The following is a 15595-nucleotide window of genomic DNA, read 5'->3' on the forward strand; positions in this document are numbered from 1 at the left end:
GTGACATGGTCGATGATGAAGAGCTTCTAGAGCTAGTTGAAATGGAAGTTCGTGAGCTTCTATCTGAGTACGATTTCCCAGGTGATGATCTCCCAGTAATTCAAGGTTCAGCACTTGGCGCCCTAAACGGCGAGAAGCAGTGGGAAGACAAGATCGTAGAGCTTGCAGAAGCACTAGATTCTTACATCCCAGAACCAGAGCGTGCTGTTGACCAACCGTTCCTACTACCGATTGAAGATGTCTTCTCAATCCAAGGTCGTGGTACTGTTGTAACAGGTCGTATCGAGCGTGGTATCCTACGCGTAGGTGACGAAGTAGAAATCGTTGGTATCAAAGATACAACGACGACGACTTGTACAGGTGTTGAAATGTTCCGTAAACTGCTTGACGAAGGTCGTGCAGGTGAGAACGTTGGTGCCCTTCTACGTGGTACTAAGCGTGATGACGTAGAGCGTGGCCAAGTACTTGCTGCTAAAGGTTCTATCAACCCGCACACTAAGTTCGAGTCAGAAGTTTACGTACTTTCTAAAGATGAAGGTGGCCGTCATACTCCGTTCTTCAAAGGTTACCGTCCACAGTTCTACTTCCGTACAACAGACGTAACTGGTGATATCTCTCTACCAGAAGGCGTAGAAATGGTCATGCCTGGCGACAACATCCAAATGGTTGTTGAGCTAATCGCTCCAATCGCAATGGACGAAGGTCTACGTTTTGCGATTCGCGAAGGCGGTCGTACAGTAGGTGCTGGTGTTGTTGCTAAGATCTTCGACTAATTCTACGGAATTGTTGAAGACCTGCGATCATCGCATCAAAAAAGAGAAGCTCATGCTTCTCTTTTTTTTGGTTATAAGAAAGTCTGCCCAAATGATGGCTGTTTATTGAGATTTGATTGCTTAAATACAACAAGTTATTGTCGGCTATTTTTGGAGATAGATCTTTCCCCCAAAGAAGGGCATTGTTGAACGTTATTCTCTCTACTTTCTATAACTAAACGATCTAACCTAATTAAAGATACAACTGGTAATAAGAACGATTCTTTTTTATATTCTTTACTAAGTAAGTTGTAAAGGTTTCGATATGTACGTTTGTCTATGTCACGGTATCTCAGATAAGGTTATACGCAAGTTGGTTGTTGATGAGGGCGTGACAGATATTAAAGAGGTGAAAAAGTGCACAGCCTTAGGCAGCCAATGTGGCAAGTGTGTACGAATGGCAAAAGATATTATCAAGGATTCGGCGTCAGCCCTCTATAAACAGGCAAGTTAGTCTGTAATAGAAAAGACAGTCATTTTTGACACCTTCTTATTTGGTTCTACAGTTAAAAGAACCGAAAAGGAGGGCTATGTCATGAAAGGCGATCCAATAATTATCCAACATCTCAATAAAATCTTAGGTAATGAGCTCATTGCCATCAATCAATACTTCCTACATGCAAGAATGTACAAAGACTGGGGCTTAAAGCATCTGGCTGACAAAGAGTACCATGAATCGATTGATGAGATGAAACACGCCGATCATTTGATTGAACGTATTTTGTTTCTAGAAGGGTTACCTAATCTTCAAGATTTAGGCAAACTGAGTATAGGGGAAGACCCTAAAGAGATGCTTGAATGTGATTTAAAGCTCGAGCTTATTGCTATCCCAGATTTGAAAGATGCAATAACCTATGCAGAAGATGCTCACGACTATGTGTCTCGTGATTTGTTTCAAACTATTCTCGAAGATGAAGAAGAACATGTAGACTGGTTAGAAACACAGCTAGGCTTGATTGATATGAGCGGAATCCAAAATTATCTACAAGCGCAGTATGTCGATGAAGATGATTAATACCTGATCTTTAAGCCCAGATATCTCTTTTAAGAATCTGGGCGCCTCCCCTCAGTCAGCAACACATTTTCCTTGCTTAAACTGCTTTCTTTCTGTACTATTCCCGCTCCTTAAATCTCGGTCAATTATCTTTAGTTCCTTGCTTCCTCTGGACGACCGAGCCAATTGTGGAAGCTGAATAATCCGTAAGGAGCAACCAATGCGTCATTACGAAATCGTATTCATGGTGCACCCTGATCAAAGCGAGCAAGTTGCTGGCATGATCGAGCGTTACACTGGTTCTATCACTGAAGCTGGCGGTACTATTCACCGTCTAGAAGATTGGGGTCGTCGTCAACTGGCTTACCCAATCAACAAGCTTCACAAAGCTCACTACGTTCTTATGAACGTTGAAGCTGACCAAGCTGTTATTGATGAACTAGAAACTGCATTCCGTTTTAACGATGCAGTTCTACGTAACATGATCATGCGTACTAAAGCGGCTATCACTGAGCAATCTATCATGCTTAAGCAGAAAGAGGAGCGTGCTCCTCGTCGTGAAGAGCGTGCTGAAGCGAAGCCAGAAGCAGCAGCTGAGTAATTACTACTCAGATTTAGTATGAGTCCAAATAAATATCGGGTTATACCTTTAAATATTTGGACTGACAACAATACTCAATTTTAAGATCAGGAGATAGCCCATGGCTCGTTTCTTCCGTCGTCGTAAATTCTGCCGTTTCACTGCAGAAGGCGTACAAGAGATTGATTACAAAGACGTAGCAACTCTTAAAAACTACATCACAGAAGCTGGTAAAATTGTACCTAGCCGTATCACTGGTACAAGTGCTAAGTATCAACGCCAGCTAGCTCGCGCTATTAAGCGTTCACGCTACCTAGCTCTATTGCCTTACACTGATAAGCATCAGTAATCGGCTCGTTTTATTAAGAAAGAGGATTAAGCAATGCAAGTTATTCTACTTGATAAAATCGGTAACCTAGGTGGTCTTGGCGATACTGCAAACGTTAAATCTGGCTATGCCCGTAACTTCCTTATCCCTCAGGGTAAAGCAGTTATGGCGACTAAAGCTAACGTAGAAATGTTTGAAGCTCGTCGTGCTGAGCTAGAAGCAAAAGTTGCTGAGCAACTGTCTGCATCTCAAGCTCGTGCTGAGAAAGTGAACGCTCTTGAAGCTGTTGTTCTTGCTTCTAAAGCGGGTGATGAAGGTAAACTATTCGGTTCTATCGGTACTCGCGACATCGCTGATGCAATTACTGCAGCAGGCGTTGAAGTGGTGAAAAGTGAAGTCCGCCTTCCAGAAGGTGCTTTGCGTAACACTGGTGAGTTCGAAATCAGCGTTCAACTTCATTCTGAAGTATTCGCGACAGTTAACCTACAAGTTGTTGCTGCTGAGTAATTCAGCATCAGACGTAGTTCAAAAGCACCTGCTTGCAGGTGCTTTTTTTATATTTATGCGGGAGAGGATAACCCACTATTTAGAAAAGAAAGAGCAGATTGATGGCAAAGATACTGTCTGATTTGTTCAAACCTTCTGGAACCTTGTCATGATATTGCCGTGTGTAAGACAGCTTGAGCGCAATATCCTCAGTAATGTTATTGGTGAGACTTGTCTCTGTGTCGGTTCTGATGTTGCTTCCACCGGCAACCAGAGTAACCCCCGCAGAGAGGCTAAGCGTCTCTAGAGCTTGCCAAGTGGTATTGACGTTACCTCGAAAAATCGCCTCTTTTACCGTATCTTCAAACACGATATCACTGTCGCCAATCTCATCTGTATTAGGTTCTTGATAGCGATAGCCCGGCCCTAGTTCGACCTCGAGTAATAGTTCTTTGGTATTCGAGAACTGGTACCCCAACCCTCCTGAGAAGGTATAGTCTTTAAAATACGCACTATAACGCGAATCGACGCCTTTGAAACTGCTATACAAGTAGGTTTTAGGGCCGAGTTTATAGTCACTTTGTGCGGTGTAAGTTGACTGCCGTTTATCTTCGGCACCATCTTTATAAAGTAAATAGTATTTCCACTCACCACTGGTTCGGTAACGGCCTGAAAGATACTCAGCACTGAGTCTCGAATTGAGAGAACGCGAATCAGAATTACCGGTGTGAGCTTGATAACCAAATTCAATTTCAGTGCTCCAAGGAGATGGTATTTCAATATCCGTTTGACTTGGCACCACCTGTTCTGCGTGAGCGATGGTACTGCACATAAGAGCAGCATTCATAAGCCAAAGTTTCGACACTCACTACCTCAACGTTGATGGGAAAATTTGATTGAATATTAGAGTCTCTGACCAAGCATTGGGTCAGTGTTGAGTTAATTCTACACTAGATAGCACCAATCTCTTGGTTAATTACAGACATCCCGTTTATTCTGGATATAATGAGCGGTTATAGGTAAGTTGTTGAGCAGGTATATGGCAGATTTCAGAACAGACAGTCGCAATCAAAAAAAGACAGACGCCCAAGTCGATGCTATTAAAGTTCCCCCACACTCGCTAGAAGCGGAACAATCGGTTTTAGGCGGGCTGCTGCTTGACAATGAGCGTTGGGACACCGTATCTGAACGCGTGCTTGCAAAGGATTTTTATAGTCGACCCCATCGCTTGATGTTTGAAGCCTCTCAAATGATCTTGGAAGACAGTAAGCCTTTGGATCTTATTACGCTCTCTGAGTTTCTTGAGCAACGTGAGCAACTCGAAGATGTCGGGGGTTTTGCCTATCTCGCGGATCTCGCCAAGAATACGCCCAGTGCCGCTAATATCAATGCGTATGCGGATATCGTCGCGCAGCGCGCGCTGACTCGTGAGCTGATTGGTGTTGCTAATGATATTGCGGATGCAGGTTATGATCCCCAAGGCCGTTCTCCCGAAGATTTACTTGATTTGGCGGAGAGTAAGGTTTTTGCGATTGCCGAATCGCGCACCAGTGAAAACGAAGGGCCACAAAATGTCGATAGTATTCTTGAAAAAACCCTAGAACGTATTGAAATACTCTACAAATCGCCACAGGATGGTGTGACTGGAGTGACAACGGGTTTTACGGACCTCAATAAAAAAACCGCGGGTTTGCAAGGGTCAGATCTCGTCATTGTGGCGGCAAGGCCTTCAATGGGTAAGACGACCTTTGCGATGAATTTGTGTGAAAATGCCGCCATGGCCAATGACAAACCTGTGCTGATTTTTTCCTTAGAGATGCCTTCGGAACAACTCATGATGAGAATGCTGGCTTCACTGTCTCGTGTTGATCAAACTAAGATCCGAACAGGGCAGCTTGACGATGAGGACTGGGCGCGGATCTCTTCTTCAATGGGCTTGCTCATGGAGAAGAAAAATATCTTTATTGACGATAGCTCTGGTTTAACGCCGACAGAAGTTCGTTCACGTGCTCGCCGAATCGCCCGCGATCATGGAGGGCTTTCTATGATCATGGTCGATTACCTTCAGTTAATGAGAGTCCCATCACTGACTGAAAACCGGACACTGGAAATTGCCGAGATTTCACGTTCTTTGAAAGCTCTGGCGAAAGAGTTGAACGTTCCTGTGGTTGCTCTATCGCAATTGAACCGATCTTTGGAGCAAAGGGCAGATAAGCGCCCGGTTAACTCGGATTTGCGTGAATCGGGGTCGATTGAGCAAGATGCTGACTTAATCATGTTTATTTATCGAGATGAAGTGTATAACCCAGACAGCCCGATGAAAGGGACCGCTGAAATTATTCTCGGTAAACAACGTAATGGTCCAATCGGATCGGTTCGTTTGACATTCCAAGGGCAATGGTCGCGTTTTGATAACTACGCTGGTCCATCATTTGATGTGGATGAAGAATAAATAATGAGCCATATGAAAGCGGCAACGGCCCATATAGATCTTGAAGCCTTGCAACACAATCTCAAACAGATCAAAACTCAAGCGCCACACAGCAAAATTATGGCGGTGGTCAAAGCCAATAGTTATGGCCACGGTTTAAGGCACATTGCATTAAATGCCGATGGTGCGGACGCATTTGGTGTCGCTAGAATTGAAGAAGCGCTCCAATTGCGAGCGAGTGGCGTGGTTAAACCTATCTTATTGCTTGAAGGTTTTTATTCCTCGGGAGATTTGCCCGTTTTGGTCACCAATAACATTCAAACGGTTATTCACTGTGAAGAGCAACTGGATGCTTTAGAACAAGCAAATTTGGAATCTCCCGTAACAGTATGGCTCAAAATCGATAGCGGCATGCACCGACTTGGTGTTCGCCCAGAGCAATATACAGACTTCGTTCAGCGACTTAAAGCATGCAGAAACGCGGCTGAACCCCTGCGCTTTATGAGTCATTTTGGTTGCGCGGATGAGTTGGATAACAGGACGACCAACGAGCAAACAGGATTGTTTCTTTCCCTTACTCATGGTTGTAAAGGTGAGCGATCTCTTGCAGCATCAGCAGGTTTATTGGCTTGGCCTGAGAGCCAACTTGAGTGGGTAAGGCCTGGTATTATTATGTATGGTGTTTCCCCATTCAATGATAAAAACGCTCAACAAATGGGTTACAAACCCGTGATGACGCTCAAATCCCATTTGATTGCTGTACGGGAAGTGAAAGCAGGCGAAAGCGTTGGTTACGGTGGGATCTGGACCAGTGAGCGTGATACAAAGGTTGGTGTCATTGCGATTGGTTATGGTGATGGATACCCAAGGGCAGCACCCAATGGTACACCGGTGTTAGTCAATGGTCGTAAAGTCCCGATGGCAGGGCGAGTGTCGATGGATATGCTTACGGTGGATCTTGGTCCAGATCACGACGATCGAGTGGGTGATGAAGCGATTCTTTGGGGAAAACGCCTTCCCGTTGAAGAAGTCGCAAGTCATATTGGCACCATTGCTTATGAACTCGTGACCAAACTAACATCAAGGGTTGATATGGAATATTCTCAGCCCGATTTTTCGAGTAGATCTGTCTAATGGTTGAACTCACTCTCCGTGAAGTGTCGCCATCACTCGTCTACTACCGGCTATATCACGATGCTCTCCGAGATAAATGCCCTGCCACTGACCCAGAGCGAGTTGACCAGAACAAATAGGAATAGACACGCTTGCGCCCAAGACTGATGCCTTAATATGAGCGGGCATATCGTCATTACCCTCGTCAATATGCTGATAGTATGGGGCGCATTCAGGAACAAAATGGTTGAAATGTCGTTCCATGTCAGCACGAACATCAGGATCAGCATTTTCATTGATGGTTAAACTGGCTGACGTGTGCTGAATAAATAGTTGTAATATTCCCACAGATAAGTTCGATATCTCAGGTAATTGTTGTTCTATTTCATCAGTAATGAGATGAAATCCTCTCTTTCTGGCGCGAAGCGTAATACTTTTCTGAGTCCACATACGGCATTCTCTATAATCTATTTGGCAAACTTACTCTGAGACGTTAAGGTTAGAGCCATTAATATTGTGTTTAAGGTCAGTTTTAATCACTTACCATGACCTGTCGCAATGATGGTAGGTTAGCACCAAGACATAATGTATTGAAAATTAATTACACGTGTGACTCAACCAAACATAGAGTGTCCCATTGGCGATATTGCCAGTAATCAGTGAACGCGTCTTGTTTTGTTGGGGGTGATGGGATTTAGGCGAAATCACCTTCATAGTCTCAATAGAATAATACTTACTCTAACATCGGGATAGTTACCATGTTGAAAAACATTAATCCAACGGACACCCAAGCTTGGCAGGCATTGACTGCTCACTTCGAATCAGTACAGGATATGGACCTGAAAGAGCGGTTTGCACATGATCCGGCTCGCTTTGATAAATTGTCACTGCGCTTTGGCGATAACATTCTCGTTGATTATTCCAAAAATCTTATCAATGAAGAAACCTTAGAGCATTTGTTTTCTTTAGCCAAAGAAACGGAGTTGCAGTCAGCGATTGATGCCATGTTCGGTGGTGAAGCCATCAATAAAACAGAAGGTCGTGCTGTACTGCACACCGCGCTTAGAAATCGCAGTAACTCACCCTTGATATTGGATGGGGAAGACGTGATGCCAGCAGTGAATGCGGTACTAGCGAAAATAAAATCATTCACTGAACGAGTTATTGGTGGTCAATGGAAAGGCTATACTGGCCGTGCAATTACAGATATCGTCAATATCGGTATTGGAGGGTCTGATTTAGGCCCCTATATGGTGACCGAAGCGTTGGCACCCTACAAAAACCACTTAAATCTGCACTTTGTGTCTAATGTAGATGGTACACATATTGTCGAAACCCTTAAGAAGGTCAATCCAGAAACGACACTCTTTTTAGTTGCATCTAAGACATTCACTACTCAAGAAACTATGACCAATGCCCATACAGCGCGAGATTGGTTCTTAGAAACGGCGGGTGATGATGTGCACGTCGCTAAGCATTTTGCCGCATTATCTACCAATGCACATGCGGTCTCTGAATTTGGCATCGATACAGACAATATGTTTGAGTTTTGGGACTGGGTAGGTGGGCGTTACTCACTTTGGTCGGCGATTGGCCTTTCTATTGCACTCTCAGTAGGGTATGAGCATTTCGTTGAATTGCTCGAGGGGGCACATGAGATGGACCGTCACTTTGCTCATACTGAGCTTGAATGTAATATTCCGGTTATACTTGCGTTGATCGGTATTTGGTACAACAACTTCCATGGTGCCGAGTCAGAAGCCATACTGCCTTATGATCAGTATATGCATCGATTTTCCGCCTATTTCCAACAGGGCAATATGGAATCCAATGGTAAGTATGTTGATCGTGAAGGCAATGCTGTGACTTATCAAACAGGTCCTATCATCTGGGGGGAGCCGGGTACGAACGGGCAGCATGCGTTTTATCAGCTAATCCATCAAGGCACTAAGTTGATCCCGTGTGATTTTATTGCCCCAGCGAAGAGTCACAACCCCGCCGGTGATCACCATCAGAAACTGATGTCGAACTTTTTCGCACAAACAGAAGCTTTGGCATTCGGTAAATCTGAAAAAACAGTCAAAGCTGAGCTGATAGAATTGGGTAAGAGCGAGGCAGAAGCTGCGACGTTGGCGCCGTTCAAAGTGTTTGAGGGTAACCGTCCGACCAATTCTATCTTAGTCAAGCAGATCACGCCTCGCACGTTGGGTAATTTGATTGCGATGTACGAGCATAAAATCTTTGTGCAAGGCGCGATTTGGAATATCTTCAGCTTTGATCAGTGGGGAGTCGAGCTTGGCAAGCAACTCGCAAATCAAATCCTACCTGAGCTTTCGGATAGCGCAGAAGTGAGTTCACATGACACTTCGACCAACGGTTTGATTAACGCATTCAAAGCGTACCAAGCATAAGCTTATTGTAAAGATCAACAAGAAGCGTCTATCGAAAGGTGGCGCTTCTTTTATTTTCTATCGCATGGTGAGGCCGTATACGAGGGTTCTATCTGACGCAATAGAAGCTCTCATTGGCACAAAATTACACCGTATGGTCTATGTGGCTCTGTATATTCGTGTGCGCCGTAAATTTCTGGCTCAGTAGGCCAATCAATTGATCATAGTAAGGCATATTCGGTTTGTTGCCGAGCAACTTACAAAGCTCATTACCTGTTGGGCTAAAACGGTAATAGAGCAACCTCACCCCTTTGCTATGAGCCTGTAGTGAGAGTTGCTTTCCTTGGTAATTAAGGGGAAGAGCCGTGTCCAGATCAATTTCCCCAGATTCTAACTCCGTGCCATGCATGAGTCCAAGCTCGAAGAGAACTAACAAACTGGAATACGGAAGCTTAAAGCTACCCATATTAATATTGCCTGTGACATTACGTTTTCCAAAACTGAAAATACCACCAAGCGAGCGAAAACCTATCAAGAGTTTTTGGTTGTTGTCACCACCAAAGCTGCAGGCTAACGAGGCCGCTTTTTGCAAAATTTGAGCTTCTTTTGGTGACATATCTTGTAATATTTTTAACGCTTTCATTGATGTAGAGCCGGGGTTGGTGACTTCCCGTTTAAGAACCTGAGCCCACAATCGCTGCATCGATGTATTATGAACTTCCTGTGCCATCGCAAAGAATCGGTAAAGCCAGTCCTGCTCCGGATCACCAGCCGTTTCATCTTTACAGGACAAATGAGCGAGTTTGAGAATCTGCTCTAGGTTCTTTTGGTTTTGCGCTTTGTGTTTTCGTTCACGGATGAGGCAGCGTTCCAGTGCCGTTTTTTCCGGAGACTCTTTCTTTAGTAATGTGTCCAAACCATGATTTTCAGCAATATTGATGATCCGGCTGGAGCTATCTTTGATGTAGTGAGCTTTCTTCTCTTGTCGAGATTCAGCGTTGGAATCATGCTCAATAACGACGGGCTTTTGTTTCTCTGACATGTGATTCCTGAACCATAGACCTGTTGTGCCTTTGTTAAATTTACCTCGTAACCAGATTCGCTGCCAGAAAAACAATGTGAGAAAGCTTTAAAAATTGAGGCTTTGCCAAATGATAATAAATTGTTAAAATTGTTGCAGGTGTTGTTGAGGGTCTTATGAAGTTTTTAAATGAAAATAAACTGAAAAAAAACCTGTCAATTGCCCTGTTGTTTCTGGTTTATCTAGCTGTTTTAACTTATCTATCTAGATATATATAGAAGAGCAGAGCGTTAACAGGTTTTCATTAGGTAAAGACGATTTAGTAATCGTCGTATTCTTCGATCGCGCTTCCCTCGATAACGTAACCCGTTTCGGCTAATTCATGACTGATCGTTTGGGTTTTTAAGGTGCCGACAATGTAAATTACGTCCCAAAGCTGCTGAACAGGTGCGCCTTTGGGAAATTTGACGTAAACAATTTGGTTTGGTGGCGGGGGTGGCACGTGAATACACGCCCCAAAGTAGGGGACGAGAAGAAACTCCGTTACCGTATCTTCATCACCTTCCAATGGGATAACGAACCCTGGTATTTTTACCTTACTGCCATTTAATTCCTGACGTACTTTACCGACTAAGGATTGTTTCGCTGCGGCACCATTGTGCTCTGCGACAGGCATACCATACGAGTCGAATTGATTGCGTTCGCTTTGTGGAATAAGGTCTATCCAGTCTAATGTTAGGAGCGCCTCATTCGCTTTTAGTTGAAAGGTCATCACAAGACTCACTGCGAGCAGGAGTGCCAAATTTACTTTTTTCATAGTCATACTCTGATTGTCATCCCGTCACTAAGAGATTGTCGATAAGCGCTGAATGCTGGAATAAAGCCAATTACAGTACCTGCTAACTGAACAGCAGCAAGTAATATGCACTCATATTGAGAGATCGCTACCATCTCAATATTAATTCCGTATTGCTGTGTAATGAAGGGAGAGATAGCCGCTAATAATACATATAAAGTTAGGCTGCCAACGAGCAGTCCAATGAATGTGATAACGCTGGCTTCAAAAACCAATAAAGCCAAGACGTGTTTTGGTCTTGCTCCCATCGCGCGCAAAATAGCCATCTCTCTGCGCCGTTCATTGAGGCTTGTCAGTAGACTGGAGAGCATCCCCAGCAAACCTGCGATGACGACGAACGCTGAGACTGCCATCAGTGCTTGCTCCGCTATCGACATCATGCCCCAAAGTTCATGAAGAGCAACACCGGGCAAAATGGCGCTCAAGGGTTCTTTCGAATAGGCGTTGATTTGCCTTTGTAGGGCAAATGTTTGTATTTTCGAGTTTAACCCAATCAGCATCGCGGTAATTTGCTTGGGTTGAAAATCTTGATTCTCTAACAGGTTGGCGCTTGGCGTATTGCCTAGATGAGCACCAGATTCCCAGCCAACGTGGATCGCTTCAATGGCTTCCAGTGAGACATGCACGGTCTTATCGACAGGGGTGCCTGTAGGGGCAAGTATGCCTACAACCTTAAAGGGTAAATTGTCATGCCGGCTGAATCCAACATCACTAATGCCGTGAGCAATAATGATCTCAGAGCCTACATGATAATCAAGAGCTCGTGCTACATCGGAGCCAATAACGGTCTCAAACAACCCATTAAACTCTCGGCCTTCGGCTAGAGCTAAGTGTTGTTTCTTGCCATATCGATAATGTTCAAAGTAGCTATGGTTAGTACCCAGTACTCGAAACCCTTTGTGTGAATCGCCTAGAGAGATTGGAATAGTCCAATCGACGGAACGGTGCTGTTTAAATTCTTGGTAGCTTTTCCAGTCAATATTATTGGTGGCATTACCAATGCGGAACACCGAATAAAGTAACAAATTGACCTGCCCAGAACGGCCGCCAACAATGAGGTCAGTGCCGGATATTGTGTTGGCAAAACTGCTTTTAGCTTGAGTCCTGATACGTTCGACGCCGAGAAGAAGGACGACCGAGATAGCAACGGTTAGAATACTCAATAAAGCGGTTGCTCGTCGATTGCGTACGCTTTTCCAGGCAAGTGTTAATGTCAGTGTCATACTGCAACTCCTGCAAGATTGACTGCTTTGAGGTCTAATGTGCGATCAAACAGCGTTTCTAAGGTCGGATCATGGCTGACGAAGATCAACGTTGAACCTGCCTGATTGACTTGTTCAAGGAGCAATTCAATAAAGGCACCACGATTATCAAAATCGAGTGAAGACGTTGGCTCATCGGCGATAATCAGCGCAGGTTTGCCAATCAAGGCCCTTGCCGCGGCCACACGTTGCTGTTGGCCAATACTCAGTTCAGAAACCGGCTTATGTCTCAAAGAGTCGGGAAGGTGGAGCTTGTCCAATAGTGTTAAAGCATCTTCGATTAAGGTGCCTGCCAAATGCGCTTTACGTTGAGCAGAAAATTGACAGGGAAGGATGATATTTTCGATCACATTGAGATAAGGTAATAAGTTGAATTGCTGAAAGATATAGCCAATATGATCGGCTCTGAATCTATCCCTATGGCTGCCTTTCATTTGACTCAAGTTTTGGCCCAAGACACACAGTTGGCCGCTAGATATTGTATTGATGCCGGTTAATAGGCCCAGCAACGTGGATTTGCCGCAGCCACTCGGGCCTTTGATGAAGACATGTTCACCTTGGTCAATCTTCAGTTCATTTATCTTTAGTGTGGGTTCTGCGCTTCCAGGCCAAGTAAAACTTACCTGACTCATTTCTACAACGCGATTGCTTGTTTCTACTACCATGTTTGTAACCTGCAAAAAAAGCCTGGTGGCATGGCCACCAGGGTCTTTGACCTAAAGCGAAATTTTTGTGTTTTTTGCCGACAGTTCGACAGCGGACTGTGTTTTATCCGTCAATAGGTTAACGTTGATGGATTGCGTACTTGGAAATGCCGAAAACCATTGTGTATTGATTGAGGAAAGTGCGTTGAAGTTGTCACATTGATAGTGGTATTGCACGGTAAATTCGCCATGATCACTGTGTTCTTCATGGTGTTTGTGCTCATCATGATCACTGTGTTCTTCATGGTGTTTGTGCTCATCATGATCACTGTGTTCTTCATGATGTTTGTGCTCATCATGATCACTGTGTTCTTCATGATGTTTGTGCTCATCATGCTTTTCATGTTCATGTTCATGTTCATGTTCATGTTCATCAGTGCGCAATGTATGTTGCACGGATTGATGAGAAAGTTTGCACTTTGCATCGGGAGAAAGGGTGAGAATAGCACTGGCGTTATTGAGTTGAGCGACGGCTTTCTCCAGTGCTTGTTCTTGCGCTGAATTATTCGGGGCATGTTCAAATCCAACAACATCTGCGCCAGGCGCAGTGATTTCGACCAACAGTTCGTTTTGATCCTGAGCAATGTTGAATTCAACATGACCATGAACATGCGCATCGTGTTGACGAAAGTGTTCTTCAGCGAAACTGGAGGTACTAAAAGTAAGGCCTATTAGAGTGGCGATTTTTGTAATGGAATGCATTTTGAGTCCTAACGTGTAATAAAATATGGGGCTTCAATAAAAGAAGACATTGAAGAAAATCATAGCTTAGTTATACATTTAGGCTTTCGGTGGGGAGCGTGCCAAATAGGCTGGGGGTGAGGAGGTTGAAAATTTGTATTGAATCCCTTTGAAAAATAGGTCGGGCAGGGACGTGTTTTCAATAAGTAACGGTGCAGTGAGGATACCATGATGAGCACAAGCAAAAAGTTGGCAGTGATGCTCGCTGTGATTCGCCAAAGAGGAAGGGTATTGATGATCAATATAAGCAAAGTTGATCCACAATATCAGGATCACCCCGCAAACAGCAAACAAGGTTTTACGTCGTTTTAGGTTGTCATCAATTTGGTTCACAGAAATTTAGCCCGTAAAAAAGAGTTGTTATAATATAACAACTCTCAACGAAACGCTAAGGGGAAATTTGTTCAGATATTGGTTTTGATTAACGTGAGTACTTGCTGGATTTCATCGTCATCTAATGGTCCTTCTTTAACGAACAGGACTTTACCTTGTTTATCTTGAACTATGATGGCGGAAGAGTCTTCGGCCAATTGCCATTCTTTGGCCACTTTACCGTCTTCATCCAAAACCATGGATGACCAAGGGAATTCTTTTTTACTGTCTTCGGCGGACGATTTAACGAATGAACCTGTCCCCCACATTGCGTCATCTTGGTTAATGATTGAGGTTGTCTGATAGTTCTCTTGAGCAAATTTTGCTGCTGTGATTGCTTTCATCAAGGGGGCATTGAGTTTCTTTGAGCTACTGCGTCCAGCAATAGCCTGAATGACCCTCACTTTACCTAACATGTTTTGAGAGGCCCAATCTTGATAAGTGGTTTGATTGTCTTTAATCACAATTTCACCGTATTGGACAATGTTTACCGGTGGCAGTACTTCTCCCACGGTAATATTATGTGCCCATGCCATCATAGGTGAACCGGCGATCACGATAGCCAGTAGCGTCTTGATTTTCATTGTCTATCTTCCTTTAATCGACAAAATATATACAGGTTTGTATTTTTCACAGAATCAAATGATAAGTGTTAATGTATTTTTCTTTATTTGTGATCGTGTTCTGTTAATCACCCGCTTAGGGTGCAGGCAGTACAAATGGATACATCACTTGGTGTAGAACGAGACCTAAAGGGGAGGCTGATCATCTCAACGTTGGACTCGGAGCTTAATCAGGCCTCAAAGCATCACAAACACCGGGTAATCGCTTTGATAGAAGTACGCGCCGCTTAAGAGAAGCAGACGCCAGTTCCACTTAAACCACAGTAACCGTTTGGGTTTTTTGCCAGATATTGTTGGTGATATGTTTCTGCGAAGTAGTAGTGGTTAGCCGGTGCAATTTCAGTCGTAATGTTGCTTGTCGCGGTATTGAGTAAGGCTTGATATTGGCTTTGAGAAAGGATCGCCGTTTGATATTGTTCATCGCTAAACACATAAATAGCAGATCGATATTGTGTGCCGAGATCGTTACCTTGGCGCATACCTTGCGTTGGGTTGTGGCGTTCCCAAAAGACTTTTAGAAGTTGCTCCAGATTCACGGCTTCAGTCTCAAAGACGACTCTAACAACTTCAGTGTGGCCAGTTAAACCGGAACACACTTCCTCATAGGTAGGATTTTTGGTAAAACCACCAGAGTATCCGACCGAGGTGCTGACCACGCCTTCAATTTGCCAAAACAGGCGTTCTGCTCCCCAGAAGCATCCCATACCAAACAAGATTTCTTCTTGGCCTTGTGCCGGTTTTTCTGTCAACGTTGATTGGTTTACAAAGTGTTTCTCTTCGATCACTCGTGCTTGGTCGCGGCCGGGTAGAGCTTGCTGAGCGGTAATAATGGCTTTCTTGTCAAACATTACAATCTCCTTGTGTTGATAATCTGTAGATTTA

General features: G+C 44.1%; 20 protein-coding genes. 10 read left to right on the top strand and 10 right to left on the bottom strand.

What is annotated here, in order from left to right; all coding sequences use genetic code 11:
• From HLM86_RS13140 to rplI, 6 genes are all read left to right on the top strand, one after another.
• Window positions 1-773: elongation factor Tu (locus HLM86_RS13140; RefSeq protein WP_171831457.1), on the top strand; the 773-nt coding region annotated here is incomplete at its 5' end.
• 304 nt (window positions 774-1077) lie between these two features.
• Window positions 1078-1266 carry a (2Fe-2S)-binding protein gene (locus tag HLM86_RS13145; RefSeq protein ID WP_076589422.1) on the top strand — a complete coding sequence of 63 codons (189 nt, stop codon included), beginning with the start codon at window positions 1078-1080 and terminating at the stop codon, window positions 1264-1266.
• Window positions 1267-1347: 81 nt separating this feature from the next.
• On the top strand, window positions 1348-1827 hold the full coding sequence (bfr, locus tag HLM86_RS13150; RefSeq protein WP_076589423.1) for a bacterioferritin: 480 nt from the start codon (window positions 1348-1350) through the stop codon (window positions 1825-1827).
• Between the two features lie 199 nt (window positions 1828-2026).
• On the top strand, window positions 2027-2407 hold the full coding sequence (gene rpsF / locus HLM86_RS13155) for a 30S ribosomal protein S6 (protein ID WP_004747103.1): 381 nt from the start codon (window positions 2027-2029) through the stop codon (window positions 2405-2407).
• A gap of 100 nt (window positions 2408-2507) precedes the next feature.
• Entirely contained in the window at window positions 2508-2735 is a 228-nt protein-coding gene (gene rpsR / locus HLM86_RS13160; RefSeq protein ID WP_000090472.1) for a 30S ribosomal protein S18, read from the top strand.
• 33 nt (window positions 2736-2768) lie between these two features.
• Window positions 2769-3221, top strand: coding sequence for a 50S ribosomal protein L9 (gene rplI / locus HLM86_RS13165; RefSeq protein ID WP_076589424.1), 453 nt, complete (start codon window positions 2769-2771; stop codon window positions 3219-3221).
• Window positions 3222-3300: 79 nt separating this feature from the next.
• On the opposite strand, the gene HLM86_RS13170 is transcribed toward rplI, so the two are convergent.
• Window positions 3301-4065: a DUF481 domain-containing protein gene (locus tag HLM86_RS13170; protein ID WP_170883088.1), complete on the bottom strand. Its 765-nt coding sequence runs from the start codon at window positions 4063-4065 to the stop codon at window positions 3301-3303.
• A gap of 174 nt (window positions 4066-4239) precedes the next feature.
• Here HLM86_RS13170 and HLM86_RS13175 point away from each other — a divergent pair, with 174 nt between their 5' ends.
• Together HLM86_RS13175 and alr are read left to right on the top strand one after the other, a co-directional pair.
• Window positions 4240-5652: a replicative DNA helicase gene (locus HLM86_RS13175; RefSeq protein ID WP_076589426.1), complete on the top strand. Its 1413-nt coding sequence runs from the start codon at window positions 4240-4242 to the stop codon at window positions 5650-5652.
• Between the two features lie 3 nt (window positions 5653-5655).
• The gene (gene alr, locus HLM86_RS13180; RefSeq protein ID WP_245798220.1) at window positions 5656-6765 is read left to right on the top strand and encodes an alanine racemase; all 1110 of its coding nucleotides are present in this window, start codon (window positions 5656-5658) and stop codon (window positions 6763-6765) included.
• A 9-nt stretch (window positions 6766-6774) separates the two neighbouring features.
• Here the strand turns inward: alr and HLM86_RS13185 are convergent, their stop codons facing one another.
• Window positions 6775-7194, bottom strand: coding sequence for a secondary thiamine-phosphate synthase enzyme YjbQ (locus HLM86_RS13185; RefSeq protein WP_076589428.1), 420 nt, complete (start codon window positions 7192-7194; stop codon window positions 6775-6777).
• A 308-nt stretch (window positions 7195-7502) separates the two neighbouring features.
• On the opposite strand from HLM86_RS13185, the gene pgi reads away from it, so the two are divergent.
• Window positions 7503-9155 (top strand): glucose-6-phosphate isomerase, encoded by a 1653-nt coding sequence (pgi, locus tag HLM86_RS13190; RefSeq protein WP_076589429.1) that lies wholly within the window; start codon window positions 7503-7505, stop codon window positions 9153-9155.
• Between the two features lie 124 nt (window positions 9156-9279).
• On the opposite strand, the gene HLM86_RS13195 is transcribed toward pgi, so the two are convergent.
• The 7 genes from HLM86_RS13195 to HLM86_RS13225 all read right to left on the bottom strand — a co-directional run bounded on the left by HLM86_RS13195 (window position 9280) and on the right by HLM86_RS13225 (window position 14674).
• Entirely contained in the window at window positions 9280-10176 is an 897-nt protein-coding gene (locus tag HLM86_RS13195; protein ID WP_076589430.1) for a TIGR03899 family protein, read from the bottom strand.
• Window positions 10177-10474: 298 nt separating this feature from the next.
• A complete protein-coding gene (locus tag HLM86_RS13200) occupies window positions 10475-10972 on the bottom strand; it encodes a DUF3299 domain-containing protein (protein WP_076589431.1) in 498 nt (165 codons plus the stop codon).
• A 2-nt stretch (window positions 10973-10974) separates the two neighbouring features.
• Window positions 10975-12234 (bottom strand): ABC transporter permease, encoded by a 1260-nt coding sequence (locus HLM86_RS13205; protein WP_170883090.1) that lies wholly within the window; start codon window positions 12232-12234, stop codon window positions 10975-10977.
• The gene (locus HLM86_RS13210; RefSeq protein ID WP_170883092.1) at window positions 12231-12938 is read right to left on the bottom strand and encodes an ABC transporter ATP-binding protein; all 708 of its coding nucleotides are present in this window, start codon (window positions 12936-12938) and stop codon (window positions 12231-12233) included. The genes HLM86_RS13205 and HLM86_RS13210 overlap by 4 nt, the downstream gene beginning before the upstream one ends.
• Before the next feature lie 51 nt (window positions 12939-12989).
• Complete coding sequence (gene zrgA, locus HLM86_RS13215; protein WP_170883094.1) at window positions 12990-13679, bottom strand: zinc uptake protein ZrgA; 690 nt, start codon at window positions 13677-13679, stop codon at window positions 12990-12992.
• 78 nt (window positions 13680-13757) lie between these two features.
• Window positions 13758-14051: a DUF2607 family protein gene (locus HLM86_RS13220; protein ID WP_245798221.1), complete on the bottom strand. Its 294-nt coding sequence runs from the start codon at window positions 14049-14051 to the stop codon at window positions 13758-13760.
• 71 nt (window positions 14052-14122) lie between these two features.
• Window positions 14123-14674 (bottom strand): YtfJ family protein, encoded by a 552-nt coding sequence (locus HLM86_RS13225; protein ID WP_170883096.1) that lies wholly within the window; start codon window positions 14672-14674, stop codon window positions 14123-14125.
• Window positions 14675-14809: 135 nt separating this feature from the next.
• Here HLM86_RS13225 and HLM86_RS20360 point away from each other — a divergent pair, with 135 nt between their 5' ends.
• Window positions 14810-14944, top strand: coding sequence for a hypothetical protein (locus HLM86_RS20360; RefSeq protein WP_281249530.1), 135 nt, complete (start codon window positions 14810-14812; stop codon window positions 14942-14944).
• Here the strand turns inward: HLM86_RS20360 and msrA are convergent.
• On the bottom strand, window positions 14941-15561 hold the full coding sequence (msrA, locus tag HLM86_RS13230; RefSeq protein ID WP_170883097.1) for a peptide-methionine (S)-S-oxide reductase MsrA: 621 nt from the start codon (window positions 15559-15561) through the stop codon (window positions 14941-14943). The genes HLM86_RS20360 and msrA overlap by 4 nt on opposite strands.
• Between the last annotated feature and the right edge of the window lie 34 nt (window positions 15562-15595).

This window comes from Vibrio ostreicida (genome assembly GCF_013074385.2).
Lineage (GTDB): Bacteria > Pseudomonadota > Gammaproteobacteria > Enterobacterales > Vibrionaceae > Vibrio > Vibrio ostreicida.